Origin of the sequence: Aliisedimentitalea sp. MJ-SS2 (genome assembly GCF_032586155.1) — a bacterium.
In the GTDB taxonomy this organism is placed as follows: domain Bacteria; phylum Pseudomonadota; class Alphaproteobacteria; order Rhodobacterales; family Rhodobacteraceae; genus JAWHTC01.
On record NZ_JAWHTC010000005.1, the window covers coordinates 108,591 to 127,275 of the forward strand.

The following is an 18,685-nucleotide window of genomic DNA, read 5'->3' on the forward strand; positions in this document are numbered from 1 at the left end:
GACATCACCGACCGCCGCGATGATATCACCATGGACCGCGATCATGTGGGGCTGAAGGATACCTTTGCCAGCCGTCGTTACTTCAAGAAGTTCGAGGCGATCACTGGGCATCTGACCCGCGTGGCGGCGCAGATGCAGGCCGAAGGCGAAATGAGCGAGCGCGAGACCGAGGTGCTGACACGCTATGTGATCGCCATCGGCTATACCTTCAAGGCGCTGAGCATGAAATACCTGCTGGCGGGCCGTGATGCCGGGCGGCGGCTGGGCACGCTGGAAATGGACGTGGTCGAGAGTGGGTTTCCGGTCTTCACCGAATTGCTGGTCATGGCCAATGACGCGGCGCAGGCGGCTAAGCATCTGGAGCGCATGCCGAGCGAAAGCGCGCTGAAGGACCAGATGGTACGCAAGATTCTGGGCGACCGGGAATTGCCGACCAAGCTGCAATATGCGCTAAGCCAGCGGCTGTATTACCAGGAGCTGATGAAAGGTGAGCTGTTCTGGGCGCGCAACGATCCGGATATCATCTGGCTGGCCGGGGAAAAGCCGAGGACACGGTTCCTGATCCACTGGGCAGTTTATGACAGCCAGATCAACCTGCCGACGGTCTATATGATGGAAGTCGAAGATACTGGCCGGAATGCCTTGCCGCTGGACGAGCGGCGCTGGCCCGAGGTGCAGGCGCATCTGATGGCGCAATCGGCGGGCGATCTGAAACTGGTGACCATCGCGCGCGGATTTGACGAGGATTTCGATGACCTGCATCCCAAGCGATTAAAGCGCTATCACCTGGGGCCGATGTATTCTTCTGCCTTTACCTCGCAATCCGGTCCCTTGCGCGAGGTGCTGCGCGATGCGCGGGCGCCCGAGGGGCAGGACTGGGCGCTGGCCTGGACGTTGGAAGAGCTGGAGAGCGAGCGGGTGACCGAGGTACGCTCGGGCTGGTTCTCGACCGTCGAGCGGCAGGTGTTTGCGCTGGACCCGTTTTCGGGGCGCGGGGTGGAGACCGGGGCAACGCGGACCGAACGTGCGATCATCTTGCCGCAGCGGCCTTATCAGGTGTTGGAAGAGCGCCAGCCTGCGGGATTTTCGAACGTGCGCAAGTTTGTCGTGAGTCCTGAGGGGCGGGTGTTGAGTTATCGTTGAAACGAAACCGAAGGGAGCCCGAATGGCCTATCTGAGAATGTATGCGGATGAGAGCGGTGAAAGCCGGCTTGAGACCATGCCGATGTCTTACGAGCCGCTTGTTTATGCTCCACCGGCCCCGGCTCTTGGGATGTCCGATGTGAGCCCTGCAGCGGGTCTGGTTTTTGTTCAGTTCGAAAACGGGTGGGACAGCGAACTGCACCCGTCTCCGCGCAAGCAGATGTTCATGATGTTGTCTGGGGTTTTTCAAGGCGGTCTGAGCGATGGGACGACCTATGATTTGTATCCGGGTGATGTCGTGTTGATGGAGGATACGACCGGTAAAGGCCACAGCGCGCGTGTGTTGGGCGATGCGCCGGTAGAAGCGGTGATGGTGCATTTGGTTTAGGTGGCATGATGCACGATTGGCGCGATGAGTGGTTTTGACAAATAGAAATGGGATTTGAGACATGAGTTTAACCTCGGATCAGATGGAGCTCCGCGAGGAGGATATTCGCAAGCACTACGATGCGGCCGCCGCGATGTTGGAGGGGTTTGACCACACGCCGCGGATTGGCAAGGGCAAGGAGAAACCGGCGGAAGAGAAGTCCGCAGGGATTGGCACACGGCGGCGGTTCAGGGCCACGACGCCCGGGCTGGTGACACGCTCGACGGCAAGGCCGGAGGGTGTGCAATTGCTGGCGACGATCGAGGCGGCGGATGGCGAGGACCCACTGGTGTCCCCGGCGCAGGCGACGGTGATGGCGTCCGTGCGGCGCGCGGTGGCGATCGCGCTGGCGGTGGCCGAGAATTACGGTGACGCGACGGGGCTTGCCGATCTGAAGCGGGCCAACCTTGAGGGGGCGCTGGCGGCGGACCGGAAGAACGAATTTTCAGAGCTGTTGACCGCCGAGGCGCTGATCACGCTGCATGTGTTCGGCAATGCCAGCGCGTTTCTGCTGGGGCCGCATTTGACCGAGGTGTCGGTCGAAGTGGGTGAGGTGCAGGAGGTTCTGACCGATAATGGGCAGTTGGCCTTGCATGGTGCGCTGTGGGAATTGGACCAGGATATCGCCGCCTTTGCTGGCGATGATGCGCGGCTCGTGGCGACGGTGTCTGCTTACGCTGAGCAGTTGATGGAGAAGGTGACGTTACGGGCCCAGAACGCCGGGCGGTTGGGGCCGTTTACGGGTGCGAGCTGGAAGGTCGAGGCGGATGATTTCGCCATTCGCGGGTTCACGCCGGCGCGCTCGGCCAAGGGGTCGACCCTGACCATGACGTTCAAGCAGCCGCACGAAGTGGTGGGCAACCATATCGCCAAGTACCAGGCGCTGCGGCTTTCCAAGATGCTGATGGCCTATGACTTCGAGCTGCGTTTGAACCCGTTTGCGGAACTGGGCGGGTTCATCTTTACCTTCATGGGCGATGGTATGCCGGGGACCGGTAAGACAACACTGATCCAGATGATGGCGGGGCTGATCAAGGGCTATTGCGACAATGCGGGCTATCCGTTTCGGTATCAGAACCTGTCGACCGAAAGCATTGATAGCTATCAGGGCAAGTCGGCGCAGAATGCCAAGGCGTTTATCAACAACGTGATTGATCCGAGTGTCATCGGGTTTGGCACGATTGATGACATCGACCAGTTGGCGGGCAAGCGTGGTGATCGGCAGTCGAGCGCGGGGCAGTTGGAGATTACGGCTGTTCTGATGGAGTCGTTCGCGGGCGCGAATACGGTGGTGCGCGGCAATTGCACCTTCGGGATGTTCTCGAACTATCCGGAGAATGTGGACGATGCCTTGCGTCAACGCGCCGGGGCGCGGTTCCTGGTGGATGGGCCGCAGACGCGGGACGATTATATCGACATCCTGCATCTGTTGATGGGCAAGAACCATGACATCCCGCTGGGCGCGCATGAGCTTTATGCGGCGCAGGAGATTAAAACGGCTGTTGCCCGTTCGTTTGAATCGCACAATCAGCCGCATGAGGATGGGTTGCTGCGGGTTTATGAGCGGGTTGAAAAGGACATTGGGCGGCTGGATACGATTGCAAAGCTGGGGACGTACCTCAAGGGGATTCAGGAGGCGGACGAACGCTTTACCGGTCGCTCGATCAAGAACATCACCGATGCCGTCAAGGTTCGGGCGATGGACTTTGAGCTGCCGGATGAGTGGATGGAGGACCCGGCGCTGTTCCTGTTGAAGGGGTATGATGAGAAGCGTGGGATGATCGAGGAGTTGAGGAAGCCGATTACGGTGGAAATGGTGATCCAGGAGATCAACCGTTACGCGGATAGCGAGTTCCGCTATGCGGATAAATCCGACGAGGTGGCGATTGAGCAGATGGTGCGGGAGTTTGGCCGGAGCGAAGAGGCCAAGCGGCGGTATTTGGAGAGCAAGGGGTGACGGAACCCATGCCGATAGAGGTCAACGTGGGCCTTGCGATTGCGGCGCTTTTGGTCGTTATCGCGGCCGGGTTTGCGATTGGGTTTTTCTCGCGAAGCAAGCTGGCGGCGGTTCTAGCAACACCCATACTCGGAGGGTTTGTTATCTTGACAGCTGTTCTGCTGGCCGATGATCTGATCTTTCAAAACCTTGATGCGGCTTCAGGCTCAAATATAGACGGGGTGGTCAGTGCCGCCGTGGGGGCAGTGTTGGTTGGCTTTGTGGCGTTGGTTGCGGGGTTGCTGGTCGGTATGGGCGCGGCGTTCGCCAAGGCTTGGCGAGAAACCGAAACGTAAGGGGTAGGCTGTTGCGTCGGGATGGTGGGTTGAAAACCCACCCTACGAAAGGGACGAGGCATGAGCGAGACATCTGAGAGACCACGGTTCGAGGAGCCGTTTCCGCTGCTGCGGGCGGCGGGGCATCCGGTGTTCTGGGGGTTCTGGGCGACGGTGGCGGTGCTGGCGGTGGTGATCTGGATGGGCACGCTGGAGGATTGCGGGCTGACCGGGGGGATTACCGGCAGCTGTGCGACGAAGGCGGAACAGTTCTGGTCGTCGAAACCTCATGACATGGCGGCGGTGGGGATGGCCGTGGCCGGGGCGCTGGGGGTTGTTTGGCTGATCGTGCTGGCCTGGGTGCAGGCGCGGGCGGTGAAGTGGATGCGGTTGGGGGTTATGCGGGGGAACGAGTGAACCGGGTTGTGGCAGATAACTTAGGGCAGCGCCCGCCCATGGGGCGGGTCGGGCGCTGCCCGGCTTGAGGCCGGGCGGGACAGATTTGATGGAGGTGGTAAATGAAAGTTGCGCGTGAAGACATTTTGTTGGGTGTGGCGAAACTGCTTTGGAAGTATGAAATCTCGATAAACGACCTCTATGAAACCCTAGGAGTAGACCTGGAAAACTATAGGGTTGATGCAAACCGAGAAATCGCTGAACTCGCGGGCATCCTGCGAGGTTGGCAAACTCAGCCGGAAAACGAAGAATAACAACCGCATCTGTGGAAAATGAAATCCAGTTTGTCCGCTTAGGAACATAAAAATGAAACGCCTCATTGAAAAAGGACTGATGTTCGGCAACCTGATCGAGGTGGCCTCGCCGGCGTTGATTGAACGCTACAATCGCGCGTTGGAGAGCCTGACGGGGAAACGGACGGCGTTGGAGGACTTCCATGTCGATATCAGCGGGTATTCGCCGGAGATCGGGCATGAGTTGGGGGATCATCTTTACCTCAATCAGAACGGGGTGAACCGGCAGTTCATTCTTCTGACGACCGAGCAGAAGGCGGCGCCTCTGTTGAATACCAAGTTCTCGACTAGTCGGGGAATCCTGCGGCAGTTCATCGAGGAGAACGAGGCGCAGCTTTTTGCGCTGACCGCGCGGGATGCGGTGGCGGGCGAATTGGTGAACTCGGTCTATAGCGTCGAGGAGCCGGTGAAGCTGTTTGATATTCGCCGGGTGGTGATCGAGGCGGATACGACCGAGGGCACGGTGCGGCAGGCCGACAAGCTGGGCGCGATGGTGGATCGGTTCAAGAGCGAAGAAGATGCCTGGTTCGATGATGTGCTGATTGCCGAGATGATTTCGATGGCGAAGAAGACCGGCGATGTGAGCCGCAATCCGGTGAAGCTGAAGCATATGGAGTTTGAGCAGCAGAATTTCTGGACGGCGCATTTTGGTGGGCTCTACGTGTTCCGGGGGATGGACCACCCGGCGGTGATTGCCAGTGGCAGCAAGGACGATTTGGGCAAGCTGCCGATCAAGTATACGTTCGATCTGAAAGACCGGAACCAGATCGCCAAGTTTTTCGAGTATAACGACCTGGTCGAGCCGATCGTGAAGGCACGCGGCATAGATGCGGCGGCGATCCTGGGCCAGAAGATGGATTTCATCGTGGTCGATGCGGCGCAGGAGGCGGGGATTGACCTCAGCGGTGCGACACGGGCCGATATCCGCGCGCTGGCGCGGCGCTATGCCCATGATCTGCCGGCGGAGTTTCATGGCTTGGCTGAGCTGTTGAAATGGGCCGAGGATGGGGGGAAGTGGCCGCGGATCACCAGCGACCATCCGGCATATTTCTATACGCTGCGCGCGGCCAACCATCCGGATGCGGACCTGGTGAACATGGCGCTGAGCGAGTTGGCACCCAAGGATGTGCGGCAGTTGTTCATTTGCCACAAGGAGCTGTTCTACAAGCTTTATGCCGATTGGAGCGAGACCAAGAAATCATACGTGGCGGATTTCCTGGATCGGGAATATCAGGTGGACAAGCTGGGCACGCGCCGGGCACTGTTTGGCCATGACGCGCCGCTTAAGGATGATAGCGCGGTGCCGCGCGAGGAGTTGATCGAGCGGGTGGGCCCGTGGGGGGCCGTAAGGAGATAAGACGATGGGATTTATCCGGCTTGTCATATTCGGGTTCATTGGTTTGAGCGTGATCTATGTCCTGCTCAGCATTTATTCGCGCTCGATCCGGCGCGAGAAGCTGGAGGATGAGTGGGCCGAAGAGCATGGCGAGCGGGACAGCCCCGAGCACGATGCCTTTGTCGAGAAGGGGATTGCCGAGTATAATAACTCGCTGCGCCCCAAGCTCTTGTTGCTTGTTTACGTGGTGCCGGCCGTCCTGGTGGCGGTGGCGCTGTATCTGACCAATTCCAACTGAGGTGGGGAGCGTGATGGCCTATGTGAAAAACACGTTGAGGGTTCTGGTGTTCCTGCTGGTCGGGGGGCTTTTGCATTATGTCCTGCCGCAGCATGACGTGGTGAAGATTACCTCGACCGAGATCATCCGGATGGACTTTTCCGGGGTGAACCGGATCTTCTTTGCCCAGGCGGACAGCGCCAGTGCGGAATTGGCGACGCGGGATATTCGGCTGATCAATACGGTGAAGCGGCAGACCTGGCTGTTGGGGTTCATCCGGCGCGACCGCGAAAAGGTGATGGTCTATCGCAACGAGGATACCGGCTGGATCTGGCCGCCTTATTTCAAGTTCGACTCGTCCGATTTGCAAGCCGAGGCGTCGGCAGCGCTGTCGACCAATGACAAGGAGCAATGGGCGGTGATCACCCATTATGGCTGGCGCAACCGGTTCTTCACGGTCTATCCCAACGCGATTGGCATCAGGAAGGTCGATGGGCCGGACGTGACCGTGATCCCGTGGTTCAACATCTTCTTCTTTGCCTTTGTCCTGCTGGCCATCGGCATGATACGCGCCATGTGGCGGCAGTTCCGCGAACGCAGCATCGATCCGACGCTGGAAGACGTGCATGAGAGTGTTGTTCAGCAGAAGGGGCGGCTTACACAGTGGCTGGATACCTGGCGGTCGAAGAAGTAGGGGCAGGAGTGTGCATCAGAGCGCAAGCTCGTATGCGATATGGTCGAGCAGCGCGCGGAGGCCGCGCGACAAATGGCGGGACGGCGGGTAAATGGCGTAGATGCCGATATGTTCGGGCTGGTCGTCCAATTTCACTCGGATAAGATCGCCCCGGTCCAACGCATCCTGAACAAAGAATAGTGGCAAATGGGCAAGGCCGAGCCCGTCGATGGCGAAATCGCGCGCGGTTTCCCCATCGTTTACGCGGATATGGCCGTCGACAGGTCGAGAGACGCGCCCGTCCGGAGTTTGAAAATGCCAGCGGTTGCTGCCGTCGGGGCTGCGGTCGACAATGCAATCGTGGCTCGTAAGATCGGTGATTGCTTTCGGGGTGCCCCGGCGCGCGAGGTAAGCGGGAGCGGCAACCACACTGATCTGAGTTGCGCCAATGCGTCGGGCGATCAACGAAGAATCCGCCGGCTTGGTCACGCGGATTGCCAGATCGACCCCTTCGGTCACCATGTCGACCAGACGATCTGTCAGAAACAAGTCGATCCTCATGGCCGGATGATCGTGCAGGAATCGCGCAACGAGCGGGGCAACGCGATTTCGGCCAAGGTAAACCGGCGCTGACAGGCGGAGTTTTCCGGACAGGGCTGTTTGTGCGTCTTGCCCGGCCTGTTCGATTTCCCGCACCTCATCCAGCACGTTTTGGCAGCGTCTCAGGTAACCCTGCCCGGAGTCCGAGAGGCGGACGCTTCGTGTGGATCGGTGGAAAAGCTGCACGCCCAACCAGTCTTCGAGCGCGGCAATGTGACGGCTGAGCGCTGAGGTGGAGATGCCAAGCTGCCGTGCCGCAGGGGCGAACCCACCATGTCGGGCAACAGCGGCAAAGGCCGTCATCATGTCGAGTCTGTCCATTATATTATCCCGTTATATGGGATTATTATTTCCAAAATTAGCCAATTATCAACGGCAAATGGGGAGAATATCTGTTTGCGAGACGTACAAACGTGATGAAAGGAAACAAACAATGCGTATTCTCGTAGTCGGCGCCACCGGAACCATTGGTGGTGCAGTTGTTGATCTGTTGGCAGCGGATCATGAAGTGATAGGCGCCTCGCGCAAGGGCGAGGTCACGGTCGATCTGAGCGACCCAGGCACGATCCGGGCGATGTATGAACAGGTTGGGGCCGTGGACGCGGTGATTTCCGCCACCGGGGACGCGGCCTTTGGTCCGCTGGAGGCGATGAGCGACGCGGATTACGCGTTCGGGTTGGGTAACAAGCTGATGGGACAGATCAACCTGGTACGCTTTGGTGTGGACCATGTGAGCGATGGCGGCAGCATCACGTTGACCAGCGGTATTCTGGCCGATCAGCCGAACGCGGCCACGGTTTTGCTGACAACAATCAACTCGGCCGTGGACGGGTTTGCGCGGGCGGCCGCGCTGGGCACGCCACGCGGTATCCGGATCAATTCGGTCAGCCCGCCGCTGGTTCGCGAAACCGCGATCAAGATGGGCTGGGGCGCAGGCGGTGCGCCGGTGGCTGACGTGGCGCGTATGTATGAACACGCCGCCCTGGGCGGGGGCACCGGACAGGTTGTGAAGTTCGGATAGAGGCAAAGGGGGCGAAATTCGCCCCCTTGTTGCGTTCGGTCAGCGTTCGGCCATCGGGGTATAATTGCGCATCTCGGGTCCGTTGTAGAGCGTCAGCGGACGGATCAGGATGTTCTGGCGCTGTTGCTCGATGCACTGGATGATCCAGCCGGGCATGCGGCCGATGGCGAAGATCGGCACGTAGAGGTCCATCGGGATGCCGTGAAGCTGATAGATGACGCCCGAGTAGAAATCGACATTCACGTTGAGGCCATGGCGGGCATAGGGTTTCATCGCCTCGACCACGGCTTGCAGGATTTCGTACCATTCGGGGGCGCCCATTTCGTCACCCAGTTTCTTGACGCCGTCACGCATGTGGCGCGCGCGGGGGTCTTCTGCGCGGTAGACGCGGTGGCCAAAGCCGGTGACGGCCTCGCGGTTCTTGCGCTTGGCTTTGACGTATTCGGCGGCCTTGTCCGGGGTGCCGATCTCGTGGACCATTTTCATCACGTCCTCGGCGGCGCCGCCGTGGGCGGGGCCGGCAAGGGTGGAAAGAGCGGTGACGATGGCGCCGTGCAAGTTGGTCTCGGTTGCGGTGGTGACACGGGCGGCGAAACTGGAGGCATTGGAGCCATGTTCGGCGTGCAGGATGAAGTCGACATCGGCGAGGTGAGCGGCGTCCTGCGACGGCTTTTCGCCCTTGAGCATCCAGAGCCAGTTGGCGGCGTGGCTAAGGTCTGGATCGGCGGCGACCGGATTGCGACCATTGCGGATGTTTTCATGCGCCGCGATGATCATCGGGACCTGGGAGGTCAGGCGGATACCGTTCGCGATGAAAGCCTCTTCGCCGACCTCGTGGCTGGCGGGGTCAAGCGCGGCCAAAGCCGAGGCGGCGGTGCGCAGCACGTCCATTGGGTGGCCGTCCTTGCAGGCGGTGATGATGTCGTAGATCGCGGCTGGCAGCGCGCGGGCGGATTTGAGTTTGGCGTCGAAGTCCGCCAGCTCATCCGCGGTGGGCAGTTCGCCGTGGATCAGCAGGTAGCTGACTTCCTCGAAGCTTGAATGGGCGGCAAGATCATGGATGGAATAGCCGCGATAAGAGAGCTCTCCTTTCTGACCATCGATATGGCTGACCCCGGAGCGTTCGAAATAAATGCCTTTTAGACCACGGTTGATCTTGACGGTATCGTTCATTGCTGGCTCCTTTCGATGCATACGGAGGTATGCATGAGCTTCATGGAAAAAATATATGGCGCTGCCAAGGCGCGCCGGGGGCGGGTGGTATTTCCCGAACTTGACGATCCGCGTGTGGGAGAGGCGGCAAAGCGTCTGGCGGATGAAGGGATATGTGAGCCTTTGGGCCTTGGCGACGTGACAGATGCACAGGTTGCGGCGCTGGTCGAGGCGCGGGGTATGAAAGAGGCGATGGCGCGGCGGCTCTTGAATAAGCCCTTGTACCGAGCAGCGGCGATGGTGGCGGCAGGTGAGGCCGATGCGATGGTTGCGGGTGCAGACAGTCCGACGCGGCGGGTGATCGAGGCAGCGGGAATGGCGATTGGGTTGTACGAAGGAGTCGAGACGCCGTCGTCGTTCTTCGTGATGCTGTTTCCGGACGGGCGCGAGATGGTGTTTGCCGATTGTGCGGTGAACGTGGCTCCGGATGCGCAGGCCTTGGCGGACATTGCGAAGGCATCGGCAAGGTCGGCGGAGGCGCTGCTGGGGGCGGCCCGGGTGGCGATGCTGTCGTTTTCCACCGGGACAAGCGGAACCGGGGCAAGCGTGGATCTGGTCCGCGAAGCGGCGGAGGCCACTGGATTTGCCGGGCCGGTACAGGCGGACGCGGCGTTGAACCCGGGTATCGCCGGGAAGAAGGGGGTGGGAGTGGGGGACGCCAATGTATTGGTCTTTCCCGATCTAGACGCAGGGAATATCGGGTACAAACTGTGCCAGGAAATGGCGGGCGCGCAGGCGCTGGGACCGTTCCTGCAGGGGTTTCGGCGACCGGTTTGTGATCTGAGCCGGGGCGCGCGCGTCGAGGATGTTGTTGCGGCGACTGCTGTGACGGTGGCGATGGCCTGAGACGGTATTTCGAACGCAAGCGCGCTCATGCCGCCAGCAATGACAACGCGTCGCGGGCGATCATTTCCTCTTCGCGGGCGGGCACGACCCAGATGGCAATTTTGGAGGTCTCGCCGTGCAGGCGCGTGGCGTTGCGGTGGTTGGCGTCCGGGTCCATGCGGGCGCCAATCCATTCGAGCCCGCGTAGGATACGGGCACGCACGCCAATGGCGTTTTCGCCAATGCCACCGGTGAAGGCGATGGCGTCGAGCCCCTCCATCGCGGAGATCAGCGATCCCGCATGGCGCAGGGACCAGTAGCAGAAGTGCTCGATGGCGAAATCGCTGTCCGCGGTATGGTCAAGCATCAGCTTGCGCATGTCGGACTTACCGCCTGACAAGCCCAACAACCCGCTTTCGTGGTTCAGAATCGCCTTGGTCCGCTCAAGCCCGTTATCCTCGACCAGGCGCAGCACAGCGTTAGCGTCGATCCCGCCCGAACGGGTGCCCATGGTAAGACCGTCAAGCGGGGAATAGCCCATGGTGGTGGCGATCGACTGACCGTTCTTGATGGCGCAGAGCGAGGCGCCGTTACCGAGGTGGAAGGCAAGGAGGCGCGAAGGCAGGGGTTCGTCTGAGACTTCTGGAAGAAGGCGTACCAGCGACGCATAGGAAATGCCGTGGAAGCCATAGCGGCGGATGCCCGAGGTTTCCATCATCTTGGGGATGGCATAGCGCGTCGCAACGTCGGGGTTGGTGGAATGAAAGCTGGTGTCGAAACTGGCAAATTGCGGCAGGTTCGGTTGCAGTTCGGTCAAGGTGTCGATGGCGGCGAGATTGTGCGGATTATGCAAGGGGGCAATCGGCGAGCAGGCGGCGATTTCGTTGCGCACATCTTGGTTGATCCGTACCGGTGCGGTCAGTTTGCGACCGCCATGTACAACCCGGTGGGCTGCGGCCCTCATCGACGAGACCGGGAAGCCATTTTCGGCCAACGCCGACAGGATTGCCTTGAGCGCGGCGCGGTGGTCGATGAACGGGATGGCCGTGTCGTCACCTGCCACCCGCAGGAAGGAGGCACCGCCGATTTCGGCGGCGATGCCCGAGAGTTTTTCTTCAAGCTGGCTGTTGAAAACGGCGAACTTGATCGACGAAGACCCGGCATTCAGGACCAGTGTGTTTTCCGCTTTGCCGGGCTTCGCCATTTGATCAGACCTCTTGTTCGCACATGTCGGCGGCGTCGATCCCGGCCACCGAGACCGGTTTCTTCATCGCGTCGCGGCGGAAGGGTTCACCCAGTTCCTGGTTGATCATCGCTTCAATCAGGGTTGTGATGCCCTTCTTTTGATCCTTGCAGGCCTGATCGAGAGCGGCGGTCAGCTCGTCCATGGTGCGCGCGACAACGCCCTTGAGACCGCAGGCGTTGGCGATCCCGGCATAAGAGACATCCTCGTCCAGTTCGGTGCCGACGAAGTTGTCGTCAAACCACAGGGTCGAGTTGCGCTTTTCCGCGCCCCATTGGTAGTTGCGGAACACCACCTGGGTGATGGCGGGCCATTCGTTGCGGCCGATGGCGGTCAGTTCGTTGACCGCGATGCCGAAGGCACCGTCGCCCGAGAAGCCGACAACCGGCACATCAGGACACCCGATCTTGGCGCCCATGACGGCCGGAAGGCCGTAACCACAGGGGCCGAACAGGCCGGGGGCAAGGTACTTGCGGCCTTCGTCGAAGGACGGGTACGCGTTGCCGATAGCGCAGTTGTTGCCGATGTCCGAGGAGATGATTGCCTCGCGCGGCAGGGCCTGCTGGATTGCGCGCCAGGCCATGCGGGGGCTCATCCATTCGGGTTTGTCGTCGCGGGCGCGTTGGTTCCAGGTGGTGCCGGGATCGTCGTCTTCGTGGTCCATGCCTGCCAACTGCTGGGCCCAGGTGGATTTCGCCGTGGCAACGCGCGCCTTGCGCTCGTCCCGGCCCTCGTCGCCTGCAGTGTCGGCCAGTTGATCGAGGATGCCTTGCGCCACTTTAGCCGCGTCGCCAACGATGCCGACGGTGACCTTCTTGGTCAGACCGATCCGATCGGGGTTGATGTCGACCTGGATGATTTTCGCGTCTGCGGGCCAGTAGTCCATGCCATAGCCCGGCAGGGTCGAAAACGGGTTGAGGCGGGTGCCGAGACAAAGCACCACGTCGGCCTGTTTGATTAGCTCCATCCCGGCCTTGGAACCGTTATAGCCCAGCGGTCCGGCGAAAAGCGGGTGGTTGCCCGGGAAGGCATCGTTGTGCTGATAGCCGACACAGACCGGCGCATCGAGACGCTCGGCCAGGGCCATCGAGGTGGCAATGCCGCCTTTCGACAGGACCACGCCAGCGCCGTTGAGGATAACCGGGTTCTTGGCCTCGGACAAAAGCGCGGCCGCGGCGGCGACGGAGTTGGTGCCGCCGGGGGACATTTCGAATTCGATCGGCTCGGGCAGGTCGATGTCGATGACCTGGGTCCACATATCACGGGGAATGTTGAGCTGTGCAGGGGCGCTGAGGCGTTTGGCCTGGGAAATCACCCGGGTCAGAACCTCGGCCACGCGGGACGGATCACGCACCTCTTCCTGGTAGGCAACCATGTCTTCGAACAGTTTCATCTGTTCGACTTCCTGGAAACCGCCCTGACCGATGGTCTTGTTGGCGGCCTGCGGCGTGACCAGCAGAAGTGGTGTGTGGTTCCAATAAGCGGTTTTCACGGCGGTGACAAAGTTGGTGATGCCGGGGCCGTTCTGGGCGATCATCATCGACATCTTGCCGGTGGCGCGGGTGTAGCCGTCTGACATCATGCCGGCACTGCCTTCATGGGCGCAGTCCCAGAAGGTGATCCCGGCCTTGGGGAACAGGTCCGAGATCGGCATCATGGCGGAACCGATGATGCCAAAGGCATGTTCGATACCGTGGCGTTGCAGAACCTTCACAAAGGCTTCTTCGGTGGTCATTTTCATGGGGCGGGTGTCCTTCTGAGCAGGGAATCAGGGGCGAGTCGCCTGCCAGCGACCCGGTCGGACTGGAATTTACGTGTTGAGTGCGTTTGGGGTTAGCGCCAAATCTAAAAGTAAATTAGGTCCAAAATTTAGGGGTCAGCCCATTGTGGCAATCGTATCGGCGATCAATCCGACGCCTTCTTCGATCCGTGTGGACGGAATCGAGGAGTAACCCAGCCGATAGTGACAGCGGCCGCGATTGGCTGACGCAAAGAAGGCGTGACCCGGTTCGATCAGAACGCTTTTCTCGCGCAGGCGGGCGGCAAGGGCTTCGGTGTCGAGGCTGACATCGCCCCGCATCCAGAAGGACGAGCCGCCGAAATGGGCGCTGCCGTCGATGGTGAGGCCGTGGGTTTCGATGGCCTGGGTCATAACCTCGCGGCGGCGGCGCAGGGTGTCACCCATGCGGCGGATCAGGCTGTCGTAGTGGCCCAGCGACAGGAAGTAGGCGGCAGTACGTTGGATATGGCCGGGCACGTGGCGCAGCACCGATGCGCGCAACGCGCGAACCTCGCGGATAAAGGGGGCAGAACCGACGAGATAGCCCAGGCGCAGGCCCGGAAAGAGCGATTTCGAAAACGAGCCAACATATATCACGCGTCCGTCGCGATCCAGCGATTTGAGTGCTGGCGAGGGTGGTGAAAGGAAGGACATCTCGAATTCGTAGTCGTCCTCTACCACTAGTGCGTCCATGTCGCGGGCGCGGTTCAGCAGATCGTGCCGCCGTTCCAGAGACATAGTCGACGAGGTCGGGCATTGGTGGCTGGGTGTGGTAAAAACAACATCTGTTTCCAATGGGATATTCTCGGGCGGAAGTCCGTCGCCATCCACCGCAATAGGGCTGACGTGACACCGTGATTGGGTCAGGATATCGCGCAGGGCGGGGTAACAGGGATCTTCGATGGCCGCGGTGCGGCGCTGGGTCAAAAGCACCTGCGCAGTGAGCCAAAGTGCGTTCTGCGCCCCCATGGTGACAAGGATTTCGTCGCGACCGGCCAGGATACCCCGGCGGGGCAGAATGTGGCGGGCGATGAACTCGATCAACTCGGGATCGTCCTGATCGTAATAGTCCGAGGTCAGTGAGGCGAAATCGCGCTGGCCCAAGGCGCGCAGGGCACATTGTCGCCAGTTGGCGTGGTCAAACAGCGTTGGGTCGGTTTGGCCATAAACGAAGGGGAATCGATAGGTCGACCAGTCCTTGGGTTTTGACGGGGTGACCCCGCCGCAAAACCGTTGCCCCAGAGCGCGGGACCAATCGACATTGTCCTGGCGCGGCGGTTGCAGCGGGAAGCGTGGCGGTTCGGGTGCGGTATCGGAGATGAAATAGCCCGAGCGCCCGCGCGAGGTCAGGTAGTCCGACGCGACCAGCTCGGTATAGGCCAATGTCACGGTGATCCGGGCGACACCGAGATGGCTGGCAAGCTTGCGCGACGAAGGCAGTTTCTCGCCCCGCTGGAAACGGCCGGTGAGGATGCCCTGGGCGATCATCTGCTGGATCTGACTTTGCAGCGTGCCTTGGGCATGGGGGTCGAGAAAGAAGGTTTCTACCGAAATCGCCATGGGAGGGACTGTAGACTGGTCTTAGGGAGCGGGCAATCTGGTATTATGCCAGGTTGCGGGGCCGCGCGGCCCCGCCAGACGCGGGCGCGCGCCCGCGTGGTGTTTGGATCACGCTTTGGGCGTCACCTGCCGGACAAGCCCTTCTTGGGCGACATTGGCCACCAGTACTCCGTCGCGGGTGAAGATGCGGCCGCGGTTGAAGCCGCGGGCGCCGCCGGACCAGGGGCTGTCCATGGTATAGAGCAGCCAGTCGTCGGCGCGCAGATCGGAATGGAACCAGACCGCATGGTCAAGCGAGGCGAACTGCATGTCGGTATCGGCAAAGGCCTTGCCATGGGCAAAGGCCGAGGTGATCAGCAAGCCGAAATCCGAGGCATAGGCAAGCGCCGCGCGGTGCAGCGCGGCATTGTCGCCGATCTGGCCCGGAACGCGGAACCAGAAGCTCTGTTCGCGGCGCGGGGTACGGTCGAAGGGCGCGCGCAGGATCGCCGGGCGGATTTCAACGGGCCGCGTGTTGGAGAGCCACTTGATGTAGGCTTCGGGCAGCTCTCCGGCGTAATCCTTGGCGAGTTCGGCCTCGGTGCGCAGTTCTTCAGGCGGGGGCACGTCGGGCATGTCGTCCTGGTGGCTGAGCCCCGGTTCGATCACGTGGAACGAGGCTGCGAGATTGAGGATGGGTTTGCCATTTTGCACCGCCACAACCCGGCGGGTGGTAAACGAGCCGCCATCACGGTCGCGTTCAACCTGGTAGAGCACCGGGGCGGTGGCATCGCCGGGACGCATGAAATAGCCGTGCAGGCTGTGGGCCGGGCGGTCTGAGGGCACGGTCTTGATCGCGGCCATCAACGCCTGGGCGATGACCTGTCCACCAAAGCTGCGGCCGCGCCCACCCGGTGTGGCGATTCCGCGAAAGAAGTTCTGTTCGACCGGTTCGACATCGAGGATGCCGACCAGCGCATCGGCCAGTTGCTGCGGGGTGGGTTGGGCTGTGTCAGACGACATTGGGGGCCTTTCAATGGCCAATGACCTGCGGGTCTTCGCAGGCATCGCGCGTGGTTTCGATCTCGAGAGTAGAATGGGCGATGCCGTAGGTGCCGTGCAACAGTGACTTGAGGTCGCGTTTCACGGTGTCGGCGACGGCGCCGTGGGCAAGAACCACATGCGCCTCGAGGGCAAGCTCGTGCTCCTGCATGTGCCACAGGTGAACATGGTGGACGTTGGCGACACCCTGAACGACTTCCATTTCCGCGATCAGGTCGCGCAGGTCGGGATCATTCGGAGCGCCCAGCATCAGGATGCGGATAACCGGTTTAATGCCGAGGGCCGAGTGCCACAGGATATAGGCCGAGATCATCAGGGTGACGATCGGGTCGATGAGTCGCCAGTCGTAAAGCAGGATCAGGGTCCCGGCGAGGATCACCGCGACCGAACCCAGGGCATCGGCAAGGTTGTGCAGGAAGGCGGCACGCATGTTGACGCTGTCGCGGGACATGCGGAAAATCAGCAGCGCGGTGAGCGCATCGACGACGAGGGCCAACCCGGCGACCACAACAACGATCCAGCCGGTCACATCGACCGGGTTGAACAGGCGCTCGATTCCTTCGGCTGCGAGGTAGAGGGCGATGACAATCAGGGTGGTGTAGTTGATCAGCGCCGCCACCACCTCGGCCCGGCCATAGCCGAATGTCATCTCTTCATCCGCCGGACGGCGGGCGATGCGGCGGGCGGCAAAGGCGATGACCAGCGATAGGGCATCGGACAGGTTATGAATTGCGTCGGCAATCAGCGCCAGGCTGCCCGAGATTACCCCGGCGACGATCTGGGCCAGGGTCAGTACAATGTTGACCGCCACAGCCCAGGCGACACGCTTGTCACCGTCGGGGTCGGTGGCGAGATGGTGGTGGTGATGATCATGCGGCATTGGACGGGCCTTTGCGATCGGAGTTTGCCGGTGCGGAGTCGGGGCCGCCGGGGATTGAGGGAATGTTGCCTGCGCGCATGGCACGAACCCGGGCGTTCATCCAGTGCCGGATGGCGAAACGGTAAAGTGTAACGCGCAGAATGCCCAGCCGTTGCCGGTGGTCCGCGAAGAATGCATCGGGCGTGTCGAACAGGCCGAAATCACGGGTGATGCCGGTAGACTGGATGAAAGTGTCGGTGCCGTGCCAGGTGACCGCGGGAGCCTCGAGGCAGGCCGTGCCGACGCCATAGGCGCAGAGACTGCCGCCGCCGAAACGCGATTGCAGGGCGATCAGCAGAGGATCGTCGAGGATGAAGCCTTCCAACGTGATCCAGCGGTCCTGGTGAAGGACTTCGACCCAAGAATGGACGATCTCGCGGGGGGCAAAGCGGTAAGGCAGTTCCGGGACAATGCCGCGTTGCAGAGATTTGGCGATGGTGAAACCGTGCAGGCGGCAAGGGATGCCAAGGACGCGAAGGAGCGCCATTAGCAGGATGCCCTTGGTGTTGCACTGGCCATAGCCGTCCGACAGCACGCGGGAAGCAGGCAGGGCATCGTCGGCGTTGTAGCCAAAGGCGATCTCATTGCGGACAAAGTCATGGACCGCGCCAATCTGGTCGTAGGGGGCAAGGGCGCGCCAGCCCCGGTCAGTGATCAATTGTTGGATCTGTGGGGCGGAGAAGTCGAGCAGGCGGGTTTCGGTCAGGAGATGGGCGTAGTCGGTGGTCATGTCTGGCCTCTTGATTCTGGGTCAGCCTTATACCTAATGTCTCTAGCAACTAGAGGTTCAAGAGGGTTTTGCCATGTTTTCGATCGGCGATCTGTCGCGACTGACTGGGGTCAAGGTGCCCACGATCCGGTACTATGAGCAGATAGGCCTTGTAGAGCCGGATGGCCGCACCGCTGGCAATCAGAGGCGCTATGGTCCGGAGGGATTGGAACGGCTGACCTTCATCCGGCACGGCCGTGATCTCGGGTTGCCACTTGAAAGAATTCGCGCGTTGCTGGCGCTGGACCCAAAAGACCATGCCAGCACACATCGGATCGCCGAGGATCAACTGGATGATGTCAGGGACCGGATTGCACGGCTGAAAGCTTTGGAGCGCGAGCTGATACGGATTTCAAAAAGCTGCACCGGTGAGGGCGAGGCCGAGTGTTCGGTGCTACGCGCCTTTGGCAGTCACGAAGATTGTGCCGGGCCACATTGAGTGACTACATGCGGCAGATGCTGCCATGCCCTTCGGGCAGTTCCTGACGGGGAAAGCCCAGGATGAACCCGTCTTCGAATTCGGCACGGAAGCCGCCATTGGCCCAGCTCCATTTGCCTGTGCCGAAAACCTCGTGCGAGGCATCGCAGGAAGTGCCGAAATAGAAGGTCTCGATCCCGCGTACCACATAGGAGTTGGTGCCTTGTTCGACAAACCGGGCCTTGGGATAGCGGCTGGTCAACACGAAACCACTTGCATTCACCGAGATGGTGTAATCGTCGCCACCCGACGAGACGTAAAAGGCATCGTCATCGGAAACGGCGGGGGTTGCGATGCCGAGGGTAAGTGCAAGTATGGTATACAGGGATTTCACGGCAAACTCCGGTAATCAAATGGGATG

At 60.8% G+C, this 18,685-nt stretch carries 21 protein-coding genes; 12 read left to right on the forward strand and 9 right to left on the reverse strand.

Annotated features, from left to right (window positions below; translation table 11 throughout):
* Nucleotides 1–30: 30 nt before the first annotated feature.
* The 9 genes from RXV86_RS18165 (at nucleotide 31) to RXV86_RS18205 (ending at nucleotide 6,897) form a co-directional block, all read left to right on the forward strand.
* Nucleotides 31–1,143: a hypothetical protein gene (locus RXV86_RS18165; protein ID WP_316302296.1), complete on the forward strand. Its 1,113-nt coding sequence runs from the start codon at nucleotides 31–33 to the stop codon at nucleotides 1,141–1,143.
* A gap of 22 nt (nucleotides 1,144–1,165) precedes the next feature.
* The gene (locus RXV86_RS18170; RefSeq protein WP_316301731.1) at nucleotides 1,166–1,531 is read left to right on the forward strand and encodes a hypothetical protein; all 366 of its coding nucleotides are present in this window, start codon (nucleotides 1,166–1,168) and stop codon (nucleotides 1,529–1,531) included.
* Between the two features lie 61 nt (nucleotides 1,532–1,592).
* Nucleotides 1,593–3,527, forward strand: a complete 1,935-nt coding sequence (locus RXV86_RS18175) for an ATP-binding protein (RefSeq protein WP_316301733.1) — start codon at nucleotides 1,593–1,595, stop codon at nucleotides 3,525–3,527.
* Nucleotides 3,524–3,862 (forward strand): hypothetical protein, encoded by a 339-nt coding sequence (locus RXV86_RS18180; RefSeq protein ID WP_316301735.1) that lies wholly within the window; start codon nucleotides 3,524–3,526, stop codon nucleotides 3,860–3,862. The genes RXV86_RS18175 and RXV86_RS18180 overlap by 4 nt, the downstream gene beginning before the upstream one ends.
* Before the next feature lie 60 nt (nucleotides 3,863–3,922).
* Nucleotides 3,923–4,258: a hypothetical protein gene (locus RXV86_RS18185; protein ID WP_316301736.1), complete on the forward strand. Its 336-nt coding sequence runs from the start codon at nucleotides 3,923–3,925 to the stop codon at nucleotides 4,256–4,258.
* A 101-nt stretch (nucleotides 4,259–4,359) separates the two neighbouring features.
* A complete protein-coding gene (locus RXV86_RS18190; protein ID WP_316301739.1) occupies nucleotides 4,360–4,551 on the forward strand; it encodes a hypothetical protein in 192 nt (63 codons plus the stop codon).
* Between the two features lie 52 nt (nucleotides 4,552–4,603).
* Entirely contained in the window at nucleotides 4,604–5,947 is a 1,344-nt protein-coding gene (locus RXV86_RS18195; protein ID WP_316301741.1) for a DUF6638 family protein, read from the forward strand.
* Between the two features lie 4 nt (nucleotides 5,948–5,951).
* Nucleotides 5,952–6,224, forward strand: coding sequence for a hypothetical protein (locus tag RXV86_RS18200; RefSeq protein ID WP_316301743.1), 273 nt, complete (start codon nucleotides 5,952–5,954; stop codon nucleotides 6,222–6,224).
* 13 nt (nucleotides 6,225–6,237) lie between these two features.
* On the forward strand, nucleotides 6,238–6,897 hold the full coding sequence (locus RXV86_RS18205; RefSeq protein ID WP_316301744.1) for a DUF1523 family protein: 660 nt from the start codon (nucleotides 6,238–6,240) through the stop codon (nucleotides 6,895–6,897).
* 15 nt (nucleotides 6,898–6,912) lie between these two features.
* On the opposite strand, the gene RXV86_RS18210 is transcribed toward RXV86_RS18205, so the two are convergent.
* Nucleotides 6,913–7,797, reverse strand: a complete 885-nt coding sequence (locus RXV86_RS18210) for a LysR family transcriptional regulator (RefSeq protein ID WP_316301746.1) — start codon at nucleotides 7,795–7,797, stop codon at nucleotides 6,913–6,915.
* A 112-nt stretch (nucleotides 7,798–7,909) separates the two neighbouring features.
* On the opposite strand from RXV86_RS18210, the gene RXV86_RS18215 reads away from it, so the two are divergent.
* A complete protein-coding gene (locus RXV86_RS18215; protein ID WP_316301748.1) occupies nucleotides 7,910–8,497 on the forward strand; it encodes a short chain dehydrogenase in 588 nt (195 codons plus the stop codon).
* Nucleotides 8,498–8,536: 39 nt separating this feature from the next.
* Here the strand turns inward: RXV86_RS18215 and RXV86_RS18220 are convergent, their stop codons facing one another.
* Nucleotides 8,537–9,670, reverse strand: coding sequence for a citrate/2-methylcitrate synthase (locus RXV86_RS18220; protein WP_316301750.1), 1,134 nt, complete (start codon nucleotides 9,668–9,670; stop codon nucleotides 8,537–8,539).
* Between the two features lie 33 nt (nucleotides 9,671–9,703).
* Between RXV86_RS18220 and RXV86_RS18225 the strand changes: the two genes are divergently transcribed.
* Complete coding sequence (locus RXV86_RS18225) at nucleotides 9,704–10,555, forward strand: phosphate acyltransferase (RefSeq protein WP_316301752.1); 852 nt, start codon at nucleotides 9,704–9,706, stop codon at nucleotides 10,553–10,555.
* Between the two features lie 25 nt (nucleotides 10,556–10,580).
* Here the strand turns inward: RXV86_RS18225 and RXV86_RS18230 are convergent, their stop codons facing one another.
* From RXV86_RS18230 to RXV86_RS18255, 6 genes are all read right to left on the reverse strand, one after another.
* Nucleotides 10,581–11,738: an acetate/propionate family kinase gene (locus RXV86_RS18230; RefSeq protein WP_316301754.1), complete on the reverse strand. Its 1,158-nt coding sequence runs from the start codon at nucleotides 11,736–11,738 to the stop codon at nucleotides 10,581–10,583.
* A 4-nt stretch (nucleotides 11,739–11,742) separates the two neighbouring features.
* Nucleotides 11,743–13,518 (reverse strand): sulfoacetaldehyde acetyltransferase, encoded by a 1,776-nt coding sequence (gene xsc, locus RXV86_RS18235; protein WP_316301756.1) that lies wholly within the window; start codon nucleotides 13,516–13,518, stop codon nucleotides 11,743–11,745.
* Nucleotides 13,519–13,653: 135 nt separating this feature from the next.
* Nucleotides 13,654–15,117, reverse strand: coding sequence for a PLP-dependent aminotransferase family protein (locus tag RXV86_RS18240; RefSeq protein ID WP_316301757.1), 1,464 nt, complete (start codon nucleotides 15,115–15,117; stop codon nucleotides 13,654–13,656).
* A gap of 108 nt (nucleotides 15,118–15,225) precedes the next feature.
* Entirely contained in the window at nucleotides 15,226–16,119 is an 894-nt protein-coding gene (locus tag RXV86_RS18245) for an acyl-CoA thioesterase II (protein WP_316301758.1), read from the reverse strand.
* Between the two features lie 10 nt (nucleotides 16,120–16,129).
* Nucleotides 16,130–17,038, reverse strand: coding sequence for a cation diffusion facilitator family transporter (locus RXV86_RS18250; protein WP_316301761.1), 909 nt, complete (start codon nucleotides 17,036–17,038; stop codon nucleotides 16,130–16,132).
* On the reverse strand, nucleotides 17,028–17,807 hold the full coding sequence (locus RXV86_RS18255; protein WP_316301763.1) for a transglutaminase family protein: 780 nt from the start codon (nucleotides 17,805–17,807) through the stop codon (nucleotides 17,028–17,030). Before RXV86_RS18255 ends, RXV86_RS18250 begins: the two co-directional genes overlap by 11 nt.
* Before the next feature lie 73 nt (nucleotides 17,808–17,880).
* Here RXV86_RS18255 and RXV86_RS18260 point away from each other — a divergent pair, with 73 nt between their 5' ends.
* Nucleotides 17,881–18,285, forward strand: a complete 405-nt coding sequence (locus tag RXV86_RS18260) for a helix-turn-helix domain-containing protein (protein ID WP_316301766.1) — start codon at nucleotides 17,881–17,883, stop codon at nucleotides 18,283–18,285.
* Between the two features lie 4 nt (nucleotides 18,286–18,289).
* Here RXV86_RS18260 and RXV86_RS18265 read toward each other — a convergent pair whose 3' ends face one another.
* Nucleotides 18,290–18,658, reverse strand: coding sequence for a hypothetical protein (locus tag RXV86_RS18265; protein ID WP_316301769.1), 369 nt, complete (start codon nucleotides 18,656–18,658; stop codon nucleotides 18,290–18,292).
* Between the last annotated feature and the right edge of the window lie 27 nt (nucleotides 18,659–18,685).

Coding starts and splice junctions, on each gene's coding strand:
- RXV86_RS18165 (WP_316302296.1), top strand. CDS start 31: ATGGACCGCGATCATGTGGGGCTGAAGGATACCTTTGCCAGCCGTCGT.
- RXV86_RS18170 (WP_316301731.1), top strand. CDS start 1,166: ATGGCCTATCTGAGAATGTATGCGGATGAGAGCGGTGAAAGCCGGCTT.
- RXV86_RS18175 (WP_316301733.1), top strand. CDS start 1,593: ATGAGTTTAACCTCGGATCAGATGGAGCTCCGCGAGGAGGATATTCGC.
- RXV86_RS18185 (WP_316301736.1), top strand. CDS start 3,923: ATGAGCGAGACATCTGAGAGACCACGGTTCGAGGAGCCGTTTCCGCTG.
- RXV86_RS18190 (WP_316301739.1), top strand. CDS start 4,360: ATGAAAGTTGCGCGTGAAGACATTTTGTTGGGTGTGGCGAAACTGCTT.
- RXV86_RS18195 (WP_316301741.1), top strand. CDS start 4,604: ATGAAACGCCTCATTGAAAAAGGACTGATGTTCGGCAACCTGATCGAG.
- RXV86_RS18200 (WP_316301743.1), top strand. CDS start 5,952: ATGGGATTTATCCGGCTTGTCATATTCGGGTTCATTGGTTTGAGCGTG.
- RXV86_RS18205 (WP_316301744.1), top strand. CDS start 6,238: ATGGCCTATGTGAAAAACACGTTGAGGGTTCTGGTGTTCCTGCTGGTC.
- RXV86_RS18210 (WP_316301746.1), bottom strand. CDS start 7,797: ATGGACAGACTCGACATGATGACGGCCTTTGCCGCTGTTGCCCGACAT.
- RXV86_RS18215 (WP_316301748.1), top strand. CDS start 7,910: ATGCGTATTCTCGTAGTCGGCGCCACCGGAACCATTGGTGGTGCAGTT.
- RXV86_RS18220 (WP_316301750.1), bottom strand. CDS start 9,670: ATGAACGATACCGTCAAGATCAACCGTGGTCTAAAAGGCATTTATTTC.
- RXV86_RS18225 (WP_316301752.1), top strand. CDS start 9,704: ATGAGCTTCATGGAAAAAATATATGGCGCTGCCAAGGCGCGCCGGGGG.
- RXV86_RS18230 (WP_316301754.1), bottom strand. CDS start 11,738: ATGGCGAAGCCCGGCAAAGCGGAAAACACACTGGTCCTGAATGCCGGG.
- xsc (WP_316301756.1), bottom strand. CDS start 13,518: ATGAAAATGACCACCGAAGAAGCCTTTGTGAAGGTTCTGCAACGCCAC.
- RXV86_RS18240 (WP_316301757.1), bottom strand. CDS start 15,117: ATGGCGATTTCGGTAGAAACCTTCTTTCTCGACCCCCATGCCCAAGGC.
- RXV86_RS18245 (WP_316301758.1), bottom strand. CDS start 16,119: ATGTCGTCTGACACAGCCCAACCCACCCCGCAGCAACTGGCCGATGCG.
- RXV86_RS18250 (WP_316301761.1), bottom strand. CDS start 17,038: ATGCCGCATGATCATCACCACCACCATCTCGCCACCGACCCCGACGGT.
- RXV86_RS18255 (WP_316301763.1), bottom strand. CDS start 17,807: ATGACCACCGACTACGCCCATCTCCTGACCGAAACCCGCCTGCTCGAC.
- RXV86_RS18260 (WP_316301766.1), top strand. CDS start 17,881: ATGTTTTCGATCGGCGATCTGTCGCGACTGACTGGGGTCAAGGTGCCC.